16 protein-coding genes are annotated in these 16,049 nt (G+C 73.8%); 7 read left to right on the forward strand and 9 right to left on the reverse strand.

The features are described 5' to 3' along the window. Positions 1-26: 26 nt before the first annotated feature. The 3 genes from MQV74_RS19725 to MQV74_RS19735 all read left to right on the forward strand — a co-directional run bounded on the left by MQV74_RS19725 (position 27) and on the right by MQV74_RS19735 (position 4,337). Positions 27-797 (forward strand): class I SAM-dependent methyltransferase, encoded by a 771-nt coding sequence (locus MQV74_RS19725; RefSeq protein WP_242719512.1) that lies wholly within the window; start codon positions 27-29, stop codon positions 795-797. Positions 798-1,220: 423 nt separating this feature from the next. Continuing rightward, positions 1,221-2,312 (forward strand): C40 family peptidase, encoded by a 1,092-nt coding sequence (locus MQV74_RS19730; RefSeq protein ID WP_374120648.1) that lies wholly within the window; start codon positions 1,221-1,223, stop codon positions 2,310-2,312. Positions 2,313-2,894: 582 nt separating this feature from the next. Then, positions 2,895-4,337 carry a PP2C family protein-serine/threonine phosphatase gene (locus MQV74_RS19735; protein WP_242719516.1) on the forward strand — a complete coding sequence of 481 codons (1,443 nt, stop codon included), beginning with the start codon at positions 2,895-2,897 and terminating at the stop codon, positions 4,335-4,337. Between the two features lie 54 nt (positions 4,338-4,391). On the opposite strand, the gene MQV74_RS19740 is transcribed toward MQV74_RS19735, so the two are convergent. The 4 genes from MQV74_RS19740 to MQV74_RS19755 all read right to left on the reverse strand — a co-directional run bounded on the left by MQV74_RS19740 (position 4,392) and on the right by MQV74_RS19755 (position 7,064). Then, the gene (locus MQV74_RS19740) at positions 4,392-4,724 is read right to left on the reverse strand and encodes a DUF2516 family protein (RefSeq protein ID WP_242719518.1); all 333 of its coding nucleotides are present in this window, start codon (positions 4,722-4,724) and stop codon (positions 4,392-4,394) included. A 143-nt stretch (positions 4,725-4,867) separates the two neighbouring features. Further along, a complete protein-coding gene (locus MQV74_RS19745) occupies positions 4,868-5,515 on the reverse strand; it encodes a hypothetical protein (RefSeq protein ID WP_242719520.1) in 648 nt (215 codons plus the stop codon). 24 nt (positions 5,516-5,539) lie between these two features. Further along, positions 5,540-6,088, reverse strand: a complete 549-nt coding sequence (locus tag MQV74_RS19750) for a helix-turn-helix domain-containing protein (protein ID WP_242719523.1) — start codon at positions 6,086-6,088, stop codon at positions 5,540-5,542. A 127-nt stretch (positions 6,089-6,215) separates the two neighbouring features. Then, positions 6,216-7,064 (reverse strand): LysR family transcriptional regulator, encoded by an 849-nt coding sequence (locus MQV74_RS19755; RefSeq protein WP_242719525.1) that lies wholly within the window; start codon positions 7,062-7,064, stop codon positions 6,216-6,218. A gap of 94 nt (positions 7,065-7,158) precedes the next feature. Here MQV74_RS19755 and MQV74_RS19760 point away from each other — a divergent pair, with 94 nt between their 5' ends. Then, positions 7,159-7,890, forward strand: coding sequence for an SDR family NAD(P)-dependent oxidoreductase (locus tag MQV74_RS19760; RefSeq protein ID WP_242719527.1), 732 nt, complete (start codon positions 7,159-7,161; stop codon positions 7,888-7,890). A 62-nt stretch (positions 7,891-7,952) separates the two neighbouring features. Here the strand turns inward: MQV74_RS19760 and MQV74_RS19765 are convergent, their stop codons facing one another. Beyond that, positions 7,953-8,939 carry an alpha/beta fold hydrolase gene (locus MQV74_RS19765; protein WP_242719529.1) on the reverse strand — a complete coding sequence of 329 codons (987 nt, stop codon included), beginning with the start codon at positions 8,937-8,939 and terminating at the stop codon, positions 7,953-7,955. Between the two features lie 221 nt (positions 8,940-9,160). Here MQV74_RS19765 and MQV74_RS19770 point away from each other — a divergent pair, with 221 nt between their 5' ends. Next, a complete protein-coding gene (locus tag MQV74_RS19770) occupies positions 9,161-9,322 on the forward strand; it encodes a hypothetical protein (protein ID WP_374120649.1) in 162 nt (53 codons plus the stop codon). A gap of 22 nt (positions 9,323-9,344) precedes the next feature. Here MQV74_RS19770 and yczE read toward each other — a convergent pair whose 3' ends face one another. After that, positions 9,345-10,070 carry a membrane protein YczE gene (yczE, locus tag MQV74_RS19775; protein ID WP_374120650.1) on the reverse strand — a complete coding sequence of 242 codons (726 nt, stop codon included), beginning with the start codon at positions 10,068-10,070 and terminating at the stop codon, positions 9,345-9,347. A gap of 169 nt (positions 10,071-10,239) precedes the next feature. On the opposite strand from yczE, the gene yczR reads away from it, so the two are divergent. Continuing rightward, positions 10,240-11,685: a MocR-like transcription factor YczR gene (gene yczR, locus MQV74_RS19780; RefSeq protein WP_242719531.1), complete on the forward strand. Its 1,446-nt coding sequence runs from the start codon at positions 10,240-10,242 to the stop codon at positions 11,683-11,685. 158 nt (positions 11,686-11,843) lie between these two features. Further along, positions 11,844-13,280, forward strand: a complete 1,437-nt coding sequence (locus MQV74_RS19785; RefSeq protein WP_242719533.1) for an FG-GAP-like repeat-containing protein — start codon at positions 11,844-11,846, stop codon at positions 13,278-13,280. Positions 13,281-13,296: 16 nt separating this feature from the next. On the opposite strand, the gene MQV74_RS19790 is transcribed toward MQV74_RS19785, so the two are convergent. The 3 genes from MQV74_RS19790 to MQV74_RS19800 form a co-directional block, all read right to left on the reverse strand. Continuing rightward, positions 13,297-14,100 (reverse strand): ABC transporter permease, encoded by an 804-nt coding sequence (locus MQV74_RS19790; protein ID WP_242719535.1) that lies wholly within the window; start codon positions 14,098-14,100, stop codon positions 13,297-13,299. Continuing rightward, entirely contained in the window at positions 14,097-15,095 is a 999-nt protein-coding gene (locus MQV74_RS19795; protein WP_242719537.1) for an ATP-binding cassette domain-containing protein, read from the reverse strand. The genes MQV74_RS19790 and MQV74_RS19795 overlap by 4 nt, the downstream gene beginning before the upstream one ends. Positions 15,096-15,170: 75 nt before the next feature. Next, on the reverse strand, positions 15,171-16,013 hold the full coding sequence (locus tag MQV74_RS19800; protein ID WP_242719539.1) for a DUF4097 family beta strand repeat-containing protein: 843 nt from the start codon (positions 16,011-16,013) through the stop codon (positions 15,171-15,173). Between the last annotated feature and the right edge of the window lie 36 nt (positions 16,014-16,049).

A 16,049-nucleotide genomic window follows, 5' to 3' on the forward strand; every position in this document is an offset into this window, starting at 1 on the left:
GTTCCCCCAGCTCCGCGGCTCGCCCCGTGGGAACCGTGACGCGCGGGACGACCAACCCCAACCGCCTGCGCCGCATGGACCGCTGGATCGCCGCCGCCCACGGCGCCGCGCTCCGCCGCGCCGCCGACCCGCTCGCCGTCGACCTCGGCTACGGCGCCGCCCCCTGGACCGCCGTCGAGCTGCTCCTGAGGCTGCGCACCGCCGCCCCGCACGCGCGCGTGGTGGGCATCGAGATCGACCCGGCGCGGGTCGCGGCGGCGCGCCCGTACGAACGGGAGGGCCTCTCCTTCCGGCACGGCGGCTTCGAGGTGCCGCTGCCCGCGCGCCCGGTCCTCATCCGCGCCGCGAACGTGCTGCGCCAGTACGACGAGGGCGAGGTCGCCGCCGTCTGGGAGCGGCTGTGCGCGCGGCTCGCCCCCGGCGGGCTGCTCGTCGAGGGGACCTGCGACGAGATCGGGCGGCGGCACGTCTGGGTCGCGCTCGGCCCCGAAGGCCCGCGCACGGTGACCTTCGCGGCCCGGCTCGCCTCCCTGGAGCGCCCCTCCGACCTGGCCGAGCGGCTGCCCAAGGCGCTGATCCACCGGAACGTGCCGGGCGAGCCGGTGCACGCCTTCCTGCGCGACTTCGACCGGGCGTGGGCGGCGGCCGCCCCGTACGCGTCGTACGGGGCGCGGCAGCGGTGGATCCGGTCGGTACGCGACCTGCGAGCCGACTGGCCGGTCGTGGACCGCGGTGCGCGGTGGCGGCAGGGCGAAGTGACCGTGCGCTGGGAGGCGCTCGCACCGCGCGGGGCGTGAGGCATGTCCAGGGCGTACGACTCGCCGGGCGTACGACTCGCCGGGCGCGCGACCCGCGGGACCTGCGGCGCCCGGAGCGTGCGGCGCGGGAAGCGGGGAGCGCGGGGAGCGCCCAGGACGTACGGCCCGCGCTCCGGAGCGGCCGCACGCCCGGGCGGCGCGCGGCCCGCGCCCCAGGGCGGTCCAACGCATCGGGTGGCGCCGCCCGTTCACCGCGAGTGAACGTTCGACACAAGGGAACGATCACCGCGTGCCGTTCGTCACACGAGGCAGGAGGGGAACGGGAGTTGCCGCGCGACCCTGTCGCAATGGACGCGGACATGGCACCATCCCGAGGACGTCGCGGGGTTACTGACGGTAAATCAGCCTTGACCGATGGGGCGGCCGCTGGGTCGGCCCATGCATGGACCAATGCCTTGACCGATGGATCTGCTGTGGGGGTGGAGCGTGTCCGGCACGCGGTATTCGACGGCGACAGCCGTGGCTCTGGTCTGCGCGGCGGTGGTGCTCGGCGCACCCGGCGCGGCGTTCGCGAGCCCTGCGGACCCCACCCCGCCCGGCCCGCCGACGCCCGCCGGGGACACGCCTCTTGAGCAGGTCCGCAAGAAGATCGACCGGCTCTACCGCGAAGCGGGCACGGCCACGGACGCGTACAACGCGGCGGAGGAGAAGGCCGACCAGCAGTCCAAGGAGATCGTCCGGCTCGCCCGCGACATCGACAAGGGCCAGAAGAAGCTGGACAGACTCAAGGCCCAGGCGGGCGCCGCCGCCCGCGCGCAGTACCGCGGCGGCGGCATCCCCGACCAGGCCCGGCTGCTCCTGAGCGACAGCCCCGAGCGGTTCCTGGACGGCGCGGGCCGTCTGCGCCAGGGCCAGCACGGCACGAAGTCGCTGCTCACGGAGATGGCCAGGACCCAGGCCGATCTGAAGACGTACGCCAAGGACGCCTCCGCCCAGTGGCGCAAGCTGGAGGCGGGCCGCAAGGCCAAGGCCGCGGCGAAGCGGAAGATCAAGGAGAGGATCGCCGCCGCCGAGAAGCTGGAGTCGCGCCTGGAGAAGAAGGAGCGCGAGCGGCTGCGCGAGCTGGAGGAGGAGGCCGCCCTCAAGCAGCAGTCGGCGTGGGTCGACACCGGAATACTGAAGGACCTCAAGGGCGACGCGACCGCCCGCGGCAGGAAGGCCGTCGCCTTCGCCACGGCCCAGATCGGCAAGCCGTACGTCTGGGGTGCCGAGGGCCCGAAGTCGTACGACTGCTCGGGGCTCACGTCCCAGGCCTGGGCGGCCGCGGGCCGCGGCATCCCGCGCACCTCGCAGGAGCAGTGGAAGCGCCTGCCCCACGTCGACGTGAAGAACATGCGCCCCGGCGACCTGGTCATCTACCACAAGGACGCCAGCCACGTGGGGCTGTACGTGGGCGACGGAGCCATCGTGCACGCGCCCCGGCCGGGGCGGACCGTGACGATCGCGGGGGCGGGCTCAATGGAGATCCTCGGGGTCGTCCGCCCGGACAGCTGACCGCGAGGAGATCCCCGGCCCCGGGGTCGTCCGGCCGGACAGCCGCCCCGGCCAGGGCGCCCCGACAGTTGCCCCGGCCCGAGGCGCCCTGACAGCGGACCGACCCGAGGCACCCGGCAGTGGCCCTGCCGGAGGGGCCCGACCCGGCTGCCCGCCCGTCGGAGGCGCCGACCCGGCTGCCCGGCTGCCCGGCCGTCGGAGGCACCGCCCCGCCAGCCGCCCCGCCCGGAGGCACCCGTCCGAAGCCCTCCGGCAGCCCGGTCTGAGCCATTCAGCGGTGCCCGGCCGAGCCATTCGGCCGCATTCGGGAGGGGTCCCGCCGCACACCGCGTACGGTGTGCCGCGCACGCCTGTGACCCAGCGCACGAGGTACCGCCCCGCTCAACCCCGCGGGCGTGATGTTCGTCATCCCAGTCGAACCGGGTTCGTGCCCCATTGCGGTCCAGGGCGCGGCATATGCCGCGTGCCGGGTGCCGCGCCGCATTCCCCCGTGCCCTCGGCTACCGCTATGGTCCCCGTCTGGTGTGGGGCGTGCGACCGTCGCCCCACCGTGCCCTCGGGGGGAGGGAAGGAACTCAACGCATGCCCGTACCCATACCGCGGCAGAGAGCGGTCCCGGCCGCGGCAGGCGGTCAGGCACCGGCGGTGCCGACGCCCGACGCGTCCCCGGACGGCTCCGGCCGCGCCGGCGGCACGGGCGGCCCCGGCCCCTCCACGAGCCCCGGGCTCACCCTGCTGCTCGTCGAGGACGACCCGGGCGGCTCGCTGAGCCTGCCCGAGCTGGCGGACTCCACGGGCAGGCCCATCCGCATCCGCACCGCCCGCAACCTCACCGAGGTCGAGCGGCTGCTCACGGACGACGTGCACTGCATCCTGCTGGACCTCGCCCTGCCCGACGGCCCCGCGCCGAACGGCGGCACGGGCGGCACCCCGGCCCACGGCACCCCGGCCCACGGCTCCCCGGGCCCCGGCGGGCCGGGCGCCGCGCACGACGCCGCCCACGGGACGGGCCGCGCGCCCGCCGACGCCGACGAGCTGACCACGCTGCGGCAGGTGCTCCGCCTCGCGCCCCGGCACGCCGTCCTCGCCCTGACCACGTCGGGCGACGCCGAGCGCGGCGCGCGGGCGGTGCGGGTCGGCGCCCAGGACTATCTGTTCCGCGACGAGCTGGACGGCCGGCTCCTGAGCCGCGCGATCCAGTACGCGGTGGAGCGCAAGCGCGCGGACGCCGCGCAGCGGCAGCTCACCGAGTCCCGGCTGCGCGCCCAGGAGAACGCCCGCCTGGAGCGGGGCCTGCTGCCGACGCCGCTCCTGGAGGGGTCACCGCTGCGGTTCGCCTCGCGCTACCGTCCGGGCCGCTCCCGCGCCCTGCTCGGCGGCGACTTCTACGACACGGTGCGCACCCCCGACGGCTCCGTACACGTGATGATCGGCGACGTCTGCGGCCACGGCCCCGACGAGGCGGCGCTCGGCGTGGAGCTGCGCATAGCCTGGCGGGCCCTGACGTTCGCGGGCCTGGTCGGCGACGAGCTCCTGTCCACGTTGCAGAAGGTCCTGGAGCACGAGCGGGCGAACGAGGAGATCTTCGCGACGCTGTGCACGGTCGACATCGCGCCGGACGGCCGCCGGGCGGGCCTGTGCCTGGCCGGTCACCCGGCGCCGCTGGTCGCCCGCCCCGGCCTGCCCGCCGAGCTGCTGCCGTACGACAACGGCGGCCCGGCGCTCGGTCTGCTGCCGCGCGCCCGCTGGCCGCGCCAGCAGGTGCAGCTCGGCGGGACCTGGAGCCTGATGCTCTACACGGACGGCCTGATCGAGGGCCGGATCGGCCGGGGCAACCAGCGGCTCGGGCAGGACGGAATGGTGGAGATGGTGCGCCGCAAGCTCGCGGCGGGCCTGCGCGGCGACGCGCTCCTGGAGGCGGCCGTGACCGAGGTGCGGGAGCTCAACGGCGGCGAGCTGACCGACGACGTGGCGGTACTGCTCCTGGACCGCGAGCCGGCCCACGAGCGGGGCGACGAGCGCTAGGCGCCACCGGCGACGAGGCCGGAGCGCCGAGGCCGCCCGCCGCGGGGCGGGACGTCAGCGCCCGCCGTTGTACGGGCCGTACGGACCGTCGCTGCTGGAGCCGCGGCGGCCGCCGCCCCCGCCCATGACCTGGCGAAGGGCGGGGCGTACGTCGACCATGTACACGATCGTGGCGACGAGGCCGATGATCGGCAGGAACGACAGCACGTTGAAGATCAGGTTCACCACGAAGGCGAGCCCGAGGATGATCAGCCAGAACGGCTTGGTCTTCTTGTCGGCCGCCCGATAGGCGTCCTCCCGCCGGACGGCGGCGTCGATGAGCGCGAATCCGCTGAACAGGATCAGGGCCAGCGACAGCAGCCACATGAAGTTCGCGAACCCTTGCATCAGCACAACGTCCACCACCAGTCTCGGCGAATTCGACACGACTCCCGTGCCGTCCGTACGACGTCACGGTACCGCTACCCGCACAACGGACCGGGCACTCCGGGAGTGCCCGGCCGTGTGGGCGGGCGCCCGCCCGAGCGGTGTTACTCGGCGGGCGGCGCGGTCTTCTTCGCGGCCGTCTTCTTGGTGGCCGTCTTCTTCGCGGCGGGCTTGCGGGCCGCAGCGCCCTCGCCCTCCTCCGCGGCGGGGGCGTCCGCTGCGGAGTCCTCCGTGGCGGAAGCGGCGGCGCCTTCGTCCTCACCTGCCTTCGCCTCGGACGCCGAGGACGCCTCAGGCGCGTCGGGCTCGACGGTGTCGGCGAGCTCCACGAGCTCGTCGGCGGCCTCGCCGCGCAGGTTCCGCACGGTCTGCTCGCCGTGCTCGGCGACCTTCTCGTACGTCTCGCGCGCCTGGACCGCGTACTCGACGGCGACGCCGACGCCGCGCAGGGCGAAGTCCTGGGCGTTCTCGCCGATGCGCTTCAGGTCCGTGTCCAGGACGCCGATGAGCTCGCCGACCTTGGTCTGGAGGGCCTCGCGGGCCTCCTTGGCGCGGGCGGCCGCCCGGTCCTGGACGTCCTTGGGGTTGGTGTTGCGCACCGCCTCCAGGCGGGCGGGGGCCTCGGCGGCGAGCTGTTCGAGGGCGCCGGGCACCTTCTTCGCCTGCTGGAGCGCGAGTTCCGCGCCGCCGACGACGAAGTAGAGGGGGGTCGGGTTGGTGACGGCCTTGCGCACCTCGTCGGTGATGGGCATGACGATGGTCCTCCCGGATTGGCTTCAGCTGGGGGGCTGTTCACCCGTGGGCCGACGGCCCTCGGGGTTGGCATCACTGCCGCCGGCCGTGCGGGGTCCGTCAGCGGTGGGGGCCGGTGCGCCGTCCCGGGCGCCGTCCTGGGCGCTCCCGGGATCCGCACCGTTCGAGTACGAGGACGCGTACGCGTCCGTGGCCGAGGGCTCCGACGTCTCCGAGGGCGCGGTCACGAAGCCGTTCTCCTTGCGGAACGACTCGTAGATCTGCAGGAGCACCTGCTTCTGCCGCTCGTTGATGGACGGGTCGGCCAGGATGACGGCGCGCGTCTCCAGCTCGTCCCGCTCCTTCTCGTCGAGGATCCCGGCCCGGACGTAGAGCGTCTCGGCGGAGATCCGCAGCGCCTTGGCGACCTGCTGGAGCACCTCGGCACTCGGCTTGCGCAGCCCGCGCTCGATCTGGCTCAGATACGGATTGGACACCCCGGCGGCATCGGCGAGCTGACGCAACGACAGCTGCGCGTTGCGCCGCTGCTCGCGCAGGTACTCACCGAGATTGCCGACGTTGAGCGATGCCATGTTCCCGATGGTGCCCCGCCTTGCTAACTATTGCAAGCGGCTGCTTGCAAAAGTGCGCCACGCCACGTACGGCCAAGCCGACCGGGACGCGTTCGGTGGAACCTGGCCGGGCGTGCTGGGACAGGCCCTAGAGACGTGTCGCAGTCCGGACAAGGTCGGCGACGGCTCTGGACCGGCTGTGCGGGGGCCAGGCGATCACGGTGGTCACTGTCGGCGCGTCCAGCACGGGCACGGCCGCGAGGTCGCCCTGCAGTTGGGCTCGGCACGACTCCGGTGAGACCGCGCAGGCACGGCCGAGCGCGACGAGCTGCAACAGCTGCGCGTGATCGCGGACCTGCGGGCCGGGGCCGGGCGGGTAGGTGCCGTCGGGGTCGGGCCAGCGTGGCAGGGGCAGGCCCGGCAGCCCGGTGATGTCGGCCATGCGCACATGGGCCCTGACGGTGAGCGGATGCCCGGCCGGCAGTACCGCGACCTGGCCTTCCGTGCTGAGTTCCTCGGTGTCGAACCCGGACGTCGAGTCGAACGGAGGGTGCAGCAGCGCCACGTCGGCCCGGCCCGTGCGCAGGAGTCGTTCCTGCTCGGCCGGCCCGCACAGGAGGACCTCGACCGGGACCGCTCCGGGTTCGGCGGCGTACGCGTCGAGCAGCTTCGCCAGCAGTTCACTGGAGGCGCTGGCCTTCGTGACCAGGACCAGGCCAGGACGGCCGGTGGGGGCAAGCGCAGCTCGGCGGGTGCGGCGTTCAGCAGCGTCGACCGCGTCGAGGGCCGCGCGGCCCTCGGCCAGCAGCACCGAACCGGCCTCGGTCAGTGTGACCGTGCGGCTGGTCCGATCCAGCAGCACTGCCCCGAGCCTGCGTTCGAGCTGCTGGATCGCCCGTGACAAAGGCGGCTGCGCCATGCCGAGCCGCCGCGCGGCGCGCCCGAAGTGCAACTCCTCAGCGACCGCGACGAAGTAGCGCAGTTCCCGGGTCTCCATACGTCCACGCTATCCCGGATCAATACCCGGACGGTATCGCTGCCCACCCGATCGGTCTTGGACCCCAGCCGGAGTCCGAGGACAGCATGGCCCCATGAGTGAACGAACGATTGCGCTGGTCACCGGCGCGAACAAGGGAATCGGCCACGAGATCGCCGCGGGCCTCGGCGCCCTCGGCTGGAGCGTCGGCGTCGGCGCACGCGACGATCAGCGCCGTAAGGCTGCGGTGGAAGGACTGCGCGCGGTCGGCGTCGACGCGTTCGGCGTACCGCTGGACGTGACCGATGACGCGAGCGCGACGGCCGCCGCACGGCTGATCGAGCGGCAGGCGGGGCGCCTCGACGTGCTCGTCAACAACGCCGGCATCGCCTGCAGTCCACCGCAAAAGCCCACCCAAGTCGATCCCGTCACCATCCGGACGGTCGTGGAGACCAACGTGGTCGGCGTCATCCGCGTCACCAACGCGATGATGCCGCTGCTGCGCCGCTCCGCTGCACCGCGGATCGTGAACATGTCCAGCAGTGTCGGCTCCCTCACCCGGCAGTCAGGAACCGCTGCCGAGCAGACGGTGGGTCCGGTGGACGGGGCGTACTCGACGTCCAAGACGTTCCTGAACGCAGTCACCCTCCAGTACGCCCGGGAGCTGAGCGGCACGAACATCCTGATCAACGCCGGCTGCCCCGGCTACGTCGCGACCGACCTCAACGGCTTCCGCGGCGTGCGCACCCCCGAACAGGGCGCGGCGATCGCCATCAGACTCGCGACCCTGCCCGACGACGGCCCGACCGGCCAGTTCTTCGAAGACGCGGGCACAGTGCCCTGGTGATGTGTACGGCGACCATCACCCGCCAAGTGAGACCGCCCGGCTGCTCTGGTGGTCGGCCTGGTTCAGCTCCGCATCGTGGCGAGCCAGTCGGTCAGCAGGCTGTTGACCTCGTCGGGGCGTTCCTGCTGGATCCAGTGGCCGCAGCCTTCCAGGAGGTGGGAGGCCGACAGGCGGGGGAGGGTCGTGGGGTAGGCGTCGATGGCGTCGGCCATCCAGGTGGTGGAGGCGTCCAGGGTGCCGCCGATGAACAGGGCGGGCTGTTTGATCGGGGCTCCGCGGTGGGGGGCGAGGTCTTCCCAGTCGCGGTCCATGTTGCGGTAGCGGTTGAGGGCGCCGGTCAGGCCGGTGCGCTCGAACTCCGCGGCGTAGATGTCGAGGTCCTCCTCGCTCAACCATGCCGGGAGCGGGCCGGCGGGGAAACGGTCGCGCAGCCGGCCGCCGCGGGCGACGAAGTGCGGGTCGGGCTCGCCCTCGGCCGGCATGGTGTCGGCGGACAGGGCCGCGTAGAAGCCGGCGAGCCAGTTCCGGACGTCGGGCTCGATCTCCGCCTCGGCACGGCCGGGCTCCTGGAAGTAGGAGACGTAGAACTCCTGCTCGGGGCCGCCGATCCGGCCGAAGACATCGGTGGGGCGGGAGCCGCCGGGCGGCGCGTAGGGGACGCTCAGCAAGCCGACCGCGCGGAAGACTCCGGGGTGGAGCAGGGCGGAGGTGGCGGCGATGTTGGAGCCCCAGTCGTGGCCGACGATCACCGCGCTGTCCTCGCCGAGGGCGCGCACGACGGCGACGTTGTCCTCCACCAGGTCGAGCATCCGGTAGGCGTCGGTCGCGGCGGGCTTGGAGGAGCGGCCATAGCCGCGTACGTCGATCGCCACTGCCCGGAACCCGGCCGCGGCGAGGGCCGGGAGCTGGTGGCGCCAGGAGTACCAGGACTCGGGGAAGCCGTGCACGAGCAGGATCAGCGGGCCGGTGCCCTGCTCCACCAGGTGCAGGCGCCCGGCTGGGACCTGGACGGTGCGGTGGCGCAGTGCGGCGGTCGGCTCGGGTCGCATGCGGGAGCTCCTCGGTTCGTGGGCGGCCGGAGGGAACCCCTCGATCATGCGATGCGGCGGCCACTCGGCGCGATGAGCGTTGCCATTCCGGCAAGGTTGCCCCGACGGGCTTGAACCTCAAGGAGAACGTCTGCGACTGCGCGCCCACCAGCCGCTGGTCGCGGGACTGGTGACAGAACGGCTGCTGAACGAGCAGGTGTGACAAGCCGCGTGCCTCGTCGGTGACGACCACACTGCTTCGGTCGGCCTCATTCGCCACGTCGTCCCGGTCGATCGGATGCGCCCGCGACGCCGACATCGGCCCGAGCGGCGGGGAGCAGTGGCACGTCCTGCTCGACCCCGAGGGCAACGAGTCCTGCCTCCTGCGGGCCCGCCTGAGCTGAGCGCCGCCCTCCCCCGCGGCTGTCACGTGGCCGTGCGCCGGGGCGCGTACGCCCACCTCGGTACGGAGGACTGGGCCACCGGGCCCACCGCGACGGCGTACAGGACCGTGCCGACGCCCACGGTGCCGCCGAGGAGCCAGCCCGCGGCGAGGACGGTGAGTTCGATGCCGGTGCGGACCGTGCGCAGGGAGCGGCCGGTCGCGGCGGTCAGGCCGGTCATCAGGCCGTCGCGGGGGCCGGGGCCGAAGCGGGCACCCACGTAGACGGCGATCGAGAAGCCGTTCAGGAGGATGCCCGCCGTCAGGAGGGCGATCCGCGCCGGGAGGCCCGCGGGCTCCGGGACGAGCCAGAGGCCCGCGTCCGCCACGCCGCCCACGAGGGCGATGTTGGCGAAGGTGCCGAAGGTCGGCCTCTGCCGCAGCGGGATCCACAGGGCGAGGACGGCCGCGCCCACCAGCGTGGTCAGCGCCCCGAAGCTGAGCGGGGTGTGGCGCTCCAGGCCCTGGTTCAGGACGGCCCACGGGTTGACGCCCAGGGCGGCGCGGACCGTGAGCGCGACGCTGAAGCCGTACAGGGCCAGGCCGACGAGGAGTTGGGGGATCCGTCGGGCGGGGCCTTCGGCGAAGGGGAGGTAGGTGAGGGGTGGGGGCGGTGTCCGTCGGGCCGGGCTCCGCTGCCGCCCGTCCTCGTGCGCCGCCCCCGGCCCCGCGCCCCGCCTCTTCCGCTGATGCCCCGCATCGGGTCCCACGCCCCGCTCCTCCCTTTCGCCTGCCGCCCGGTGGGTGACTCCGCCGCTACCGCGGCGGGGTTTCCCACCCGCAGGGGCCCCGAGCCGGGCACCCCACAGGCCGCTTGCCAATGGCCAGAGTCTGTACAGTCATTGGCCTTGAAAGCATGGCCAATCTCCGGGGAGTGGTATGGCCGAGCGGAACCTGGGCAGTCAGCAGCTCGCCGCACTGCTGCCCGGCGCGGCGGACGCCCGGCCCGCCTACCGGCACCTCGCCCAGGCCATCGGCGACCTGGTGCTCGACGGACGGATCGCGCTGCGGGTGCGGCTGCCCGCCGAGCGGGAGCTGGCCCTCGCGCTCGGGGTCAGCAGACCCACCGTCACCGCCGCCTACGACCTGCTGCGCGAGAGCGGCTACGCGCACAGCCGCCGGGGCTCCGGCACCTGGACCGCGCTGCCCGAGGGGCGGGCGCCCAGCGGGGTCACCCGCGCCCTCGCGCCGCCGGACGCCGCCATCGACCTGGCCAGGGCCGCGCCGGGGCTGCCCGAGCACGCCGTGACCGACGCGCTCGCCGCGGCCGCGCCCCGGATCGCCGCGCACACGCGGAGCCCGGGCTACCACCCGTACGGGCTGCCGGAGTTGCGCGCCGCCGTCGCCGAGCGGTTCACCCGGCGCGGCCTCGCCACCGTGCCCGAGCAGATCCTGGTGACCTCCGGCGCCCAGCACGCGCTCACGCTGGTCCTCGGGCTCCTCTCAAGCCCGGGCGACCGGGTCCTGGTCGAGAGCCCCTCGTACCCGAACGCCCTGGAGGCGCTGCGCCGCGCCCGGCTCCGCCCGGTGTCCGTCCCCATGGCCGACGACGGTTGGGACGCGGAGCTCGTCGAGTCGACGCTGCGCCAGGCCGTGCCCCACCTGGCCTATCTCATCCCGGACTTCCACAACCCGACCGGGCTGCTCATGCCGGACGGCACCCGGGCCCGGGTGCTGCGCGCCGCGCACCGCTGCGGCACCTGGCTGGTCGTCGACGAGACCCTCGCGGACCTCGCCCTGGACGTCCCGGCCCCGCGCCCCACCGCCGTCCACGCCGCGCCCGGGGCGGCCGCGCAGGTCATCACCGTCGGTTCGATGAGCAAGAGCCACTGGGGCGGACTGCGGGTCGGCTGGCTGCGCGCGCCCGCGCGCCTCGTGACCGAGCTGGCCGCCCAGCGCGTCGCGGGCGACCTGGGCGGCCCGGTCGTGGACCAGTTCCTCGCCCTGCACTTCCTGGAGCGGGCGGACACCTCGGTGCCGGAGCGGATCGCGCGCCTGCGCGAGCAGCGGGACACGCTCACCGGGGCACTCGCCGCGCACCTGCCGGGGTGGACCTGGCGGCAGCCGCCCGGCGGGCTCTCGCTCTGGGCGGACCTGGGCGCGCCCGTCTCCGCCGCGCTCGCCGAACGGGCCCTGGACTACGGCGTGCGGATCGAGGGCGGCGCCTGCTTCGCCGCCGACCCGGGCGTGTTCGAGCAGCGGCTGCGCATCCCGTTCACCACCGGCCCGGACGCGCTGCGCGAGGCCGTGCGCCGGCTGGCCGCCGCGCTCGCCGACGACCGGCCGCTGCCGTCGGCCGCGCCCCGGCCGCGCTGGGTCGTCTGAGGCGGGACCCCGGCGTCCGCGCCGGGCCCACGGCGTCCATGCCGGGTCCGCGTCGCCCGCGTCGGGTCCGCGTCGGGTCCGCGGCGCCCGCGTATCATCCGGACACCTATTCGATCTTCCGGTGGCCGGGGGGCCGCCGTGAACCAATGGGGGGACCCATGCGCCACAGAGCGCTCACCGCGGCGGGCCTGTGCACCGCCGTCGTCCTGGGAGCCGTCGGCCTGGCGCCGACCGCGAGCGCGGCCGGACCGGAGAAGGCGCCCGGCGGCGCCCGACCGGCCGTCGACGGACCGGACTTCAACGGGGACGGCTACCCGGACCTGGCCGTCGGCGCGCACACCGCGACCGTCGACGGCGTGCAGCGGGCGGGCGCCGTCACCGTCGCCTACGGCTCCGCGCACGGGCTGACGTACGAGACCGCGCACGTCATCGGCCAGGGCACGCCGGGCGTCCCGGGCGATCCCGTTCCGGACGCGCGCTGGCGCGAGGCCAGTTCCTACGGCGATCTGGACGGCGACGGGTACGACGACCTGGTCGTGCACTGGCTCCAGAAGAACACGGTGCTGTGGGGCGGCAAGGACGGCATCACCGGCGCGGGCACCGCCCTGCCGCCCGGTGACTACCGGGCGGACTCCCCCAAGCTGCTCGGCGGCGGCGCGGGCGTGGGCGACGTCAACGGCGACGGCGTCGACGACTTCGTCAGCCGCGGCCACAACGGCCTCTCGTACGGCGTCTCCGTGCTGCTCGGCCCGCTGAACCGGGAGACGGGCAAGCCCGCGGGCATCTGGCACCGCGACTCCGGGAAGGCCGACAAGCTCGTCATCGGCACCGTCTACGTGGGCGACCTGACCGGCGACGGCATCGACGACGTCGTGGCCAGTGGCGGTGTCGTCCTCGGCAGCGGCAAGCCGGGCGGCGTCGTCCTCAAGGGCTCCAAGGACGGCATGGTCAAGGGCAGCGCGTTCAAGGCCCCGTACCGGCACGGCACCGTCCTGCCGTCCGCGTTCGGCGATCTGAACAAGGACGGCTACCAGGACCTGGTCACCGGCCACCCGGACCAGAACAAGGTGTACGTGACGTACGGCGGCCCCGACGGTACGGGCCTGACGTCCCGCTCGTACTCCCAGGCGAGCGCGGGGGTGCCGGGCGTCGACGAGGCGGGCGACAGGTTCGGCTCCGCGGTGGCGATCGGCGACACCGACGCGGACGGGTACGCGGACCTCGTCGTCGGCGCCTCGTACGAGACCGGCTCCGACCCGGTGGCGACGGCGGGGGCGGGCGCGGTGACCGTACTGCGCGGCGGCCCGTCCGGGATCACCACCGAGGGCGCGCGGACGCTCACGCAGAACTCCAAGGGCGTGCCCAGCACGTCGGAGGCCGACGACCACTTCGGCGCGGCGGTGGCCGTGACCGGCGCGGGCGGCCGCCCCGAGGTCCTCGTGGGCGGCAACGGCGAGGACGGCTTCAAGGGCCGCGTCTGGCGGCTGCCGACCGGGCCCGGCGGCGTCACCGGCACCGGCGCCACCGGCTTCGGGCTGGACGCCCTGGGCGGTCCGGCGGGCGGGGGCAACTTCGGGTACCGGATGGTCGGTTGATCCGGCACCCGGGCGCTCAGCGGTTGGCGACCCGGTTGAAGGAGGCCTTGGCCCACACGTAGCCGAGCACGGTCAGGGCGGTCAGCCAGGCCAGGGAGATCCAGCCGTCATTGCCGATCCCGGTGCCCAGGAGCAGACCGCGCACCGTCTCGGTGATCGGTGTGAAGGGCTGGTACTCCGCGAACCAGCGGATCCCGGCGGGCATCGAGTCCGGCGGGACCACCGCCGAGCCCAGGAAGGGCAGGAACGCCAGCGGCAGCGGCGCGTTGGAGGCCGTCTCCACGCTCTCGGAGCCGAGGCCGATCGCCGCCGAGAGCCAGGCGAGCGCGAACGCCAGGAACAGCAGCAGGCCGAGGACCGCCGCCCACTCCAGGACGTGGGCGTTGGAGCGGAAGCCGACCGCGAGGGCGACGCACACGATGAGCAGGAGGCTGACCGCGGTCTGCACCACGTTGCCGAGGACGTGTCCGACGAGGACCGAGGCCCGGGAGATCGACATCGTCCGGAAGCGGTTGATGATGCCCTCGGTCATGTCGGTGCACACCGAGACGGCCGTGGCGATCGAGCTGGTGGCGATGGCCATCAGGAGGATGCCGGGGGTGATGTAGTTGGTGTACGCGTCCCGGCCGCCACCGCCCCCGACGCCGGGTACGTCGATGCCGTCGCCCAGCGGGGCGCCGAAGACGTAGACGAACATCAGCAGCATCAGGACCGGCAGGACCACGACCGACAGGGTCAGCGAGGGGTACCGCTGGGCGTGCTTGAGGTTGCGGCGCAGCATCGTCATCGAGTCGCGCAGCGCGTAGGTGGTGGTGCTCATCGCTGAGCCTCCTTCACGGCGGTGCCCGCGGTGACGGGCCTGCGGTCCTGGCCGGTCAGGGACAGGAAGACGTCGTCCAGGTCGGGGGTGTGCACGGTGAGCGCCTCCGCCTGGATGCCGGAGCCCTCCAGGACGTCGAGGACGGCGCGCAGGACGGGGATGCTGCCGTCGCTGGGGACCTGGAGCGTGAGCTCGTCGTCGTCGCGCGTGACGGTGGACAGGGCGAGGCGGTCGGTGGCGGCGTTCAGCTGGTGGATGTCGTTGAAGCGCAGGCGGATGTGGCCGCCGGGGATGCGGCGCTTGAGCTCTTCGGCGGTGCCCTCGGCGACGATCTTCCCGCCGTCGAGCACCGCGATGCGGTCGGCCAGTTGGTCGGCCTCTTCCAGGTACTGCGTGGTCAGGAAGATGGTGGTGCCGCCCGCGACCAGGTCGCGGATCAGGTCCCACATGGTGCGGCGGCTGCGCGGGTCAAGGCCGGTCGTCGGCTCGTCGAGGAAGATCACGCTCGGGCGGCCGACCAGCGTCATCGCCAGGTCCAGTTTGCGGCGCATGCCGCCGGAGAAGGTCGAGGCGGGCTTGCGCGCCACGTCGGCGATCTCGAAGCGCTCCAGGAGTTCGGCGGCGCGGCGTCTGCCCTCGGCCCGGTCCAGGTGCAGCAGGTCCGCGATGAGGAGCATGTTCTCCTCGGCGGTCAACAGGCCGTCCACCGCGGCGAACTGCCCCGTCACGCCGATGGACTCGCGGACCGCGTCCGCGTGGCGGACCAGGTCGTGGCCCGCGATCTGGGCCGTGCCGCCGTCGTGGGCGATCAGGGTGGAGAGGATCTGCACGGTGGTCGTCTTGCCCGCACCGTTCGGACCGAGGAGCGCGAAGGTCGTGCCGGGCGCGACGCTCAGGTCGATCCCGTCGAGCACGACCTTCTCGCCGTACGCCTTGCGCAGCCCTTGTGCGGCGATCGCTTTCGGCGGAGCGGTCAAACCGGTGGTGGCAGTCATCGTGCCGCCTCCTTGCTTCGTTTCTTCCGTGACTGGTGCGATCCGGTGCTGTGTGCGCCCCGGGACGGGGGCGCGTCAGGCGGAGGCGGAGCGGACCACGATGTCGCCGTAGCCGGTGCGGGCCGAGATCTCGACGGTCTCGGCGCCCGGCGCGGGGCCCGCGGCGGAGCCGAGCGCGTTGCGCACCGCGCCGAACTGGGAGTTGGCCTCCAGCCAGGCCACGCTGGAGTCGCGGATGCCGACCTCCAGGTCGCCGATGGCGGCCTCCATGGTGACGCGGCCGCGGGCGACGTCGGCAAGCTTGATGCTGCCGTTGTCGGCCTTCGCGTCGACGGCGGCGTGTGCGACGCCGACGTAGATGTTGCCGTTGGCGGTGGTGGCGCGCAGGTCGCCGGTGATCTCGCCGATGCTGGTGTCGTTCTTGTGGTTCCTGACGGTGGCGGTGCCGGTGATGTCGCCGAGGTCGACCTGGCCCGCCGCCTCGACCTCGACGTCGCCGGTGGCCCGCGAGAGGCGGACCGCGCCGAAGCCGGTCTTGAGGTAGGCCGCGCCGGTCTCCGCGACGGAGATGTCACCGGCGGACGACTCGAAGCGGCAGTCCCCGAGGCGGCCCTCGGTCCAGAAGGAACCGGCGGCGGTCACGCCCCGGACGTCCGAGCCGGACGGCAGCTCCACGGTGACCTCCACCGAGCCGCTCTTGCCGAACACGGACCGCTGCTTGGGGCCCTTGACGACCAGGCGGCCGTCGACGCACGAGACCTCGACCTGCTGGGCGGCCTTCACGTCGGCGCTCTCGCCGTCGTCGGTCGGCGCCACCGTGACGACGGTGTCGAGGCGCTTGGTGGCGGTGAAGCGGGCGGTGCCCATGTCGAACTCGACGAGGGCGGAGAGCGGTTCGGGGGTGTCGAAGGTAGGCATGGCCGTCCTGTTCCGATCGTTGGGTCCGGCGCCGCC

It is taken from the genome of Streptomyces sp. AN091965 (assembly GCF_022698285.1).
Taxonomy (GTDB): domain Bacteria; phylum Actinomycetota; class Actinomycetes; order Streptomycetales; family Streptomycetaceae; genus Streptomyces.

Coding starts and splice junctions, on each gene's coding strand:
- yczR (WP_242719531.1), top strand. CDS start 10,240: ATGGCCGAGCGGAACCTGGGCAGTCAGCAGCTCGCCGCACTGCTGCCC.
- MQV74_RS19740 (WP_242719518.1), bottom strand. CDS start 4,724: ATGCAAGGGTTCGCGAACTTCATGTGGCTGCTGTCGCTGGCCCTGATC.
- MQV74_RS19745 (WP_242719520.1), bottom strand. CDS start 5,515: ATGCCCATCACCGACGAGGTGCGCAAGGCCGTCACCAACCCGACCCCC.
- MQV74_RS19750 (WP_242719523.1), bottom strand. CDS start 6,088: ATGGCATCGCTCAACGTCGGCAATCTCGGTGAGTACCTGCGCGAGCAG.
- MQV74_RS19730 (WP_374120648.1), top strand. CDS start 1,221: ATGGATCTGCTGTGGGGGTGGAGCGTGTCCGGCACGCGGTATTCGACG.
- MQV74_RS19735 (WP_242719516.1), top strand. CDS start 2,895: ATGCCCGTACCCATACCGCGGCAGAGAGCGGTCCCGGCCGCGGCAGGC.
- MQV74_RS19795 (WP_242719537.1), bottom strand. CDS start 15,095: ATGACTGCCACCACCGGTTTGACCGCTCCGCCGAAAGCGATCGCCGCA.
- MQV74_RS19755 (WP_242719525.1), bottom strand. CDS start 7,064: ATGGAGACCCGGGAACTGCGCTACTTCGTCGCGGTCGCTGAGGAGTTG.
- MQV74_RS19790 (WP_242719535.1), bottom strand. CDS start 14,100: ATGAGCACCACCACCTACGCGCTGCGCGACTCGATGACGATGCTGCGC.
- MQV74_RS19765 (WP_242719529.1), bottom strand. CDS start 8,939: ATGCGACCCGAGCCGACCGCCGCACTGCGCCACCGCACCGTCCAGGTC.
- MQV74_RS19785 (WP_242719533.1), top strand. CDS start 11,844: ATGCGCCACAGAGCGCTCACCGCGGCGGGCCTGTGCACCGCCGTCGTC.
- MQV74_RS19800 (WP_242719539.1), bottom strand. CDS start 16,013: ATGCCTACCTTCGACACCCCCGAACCGCTCTCCGCCCTCGTCGAGTTC.
- MQV74_RS19760 (WP_242719527.1), top strand. CDS start 7,159: ATGAGTGAACGAACGATTGCGCTGGTCACCGGCGCGAACAAGGGAATC.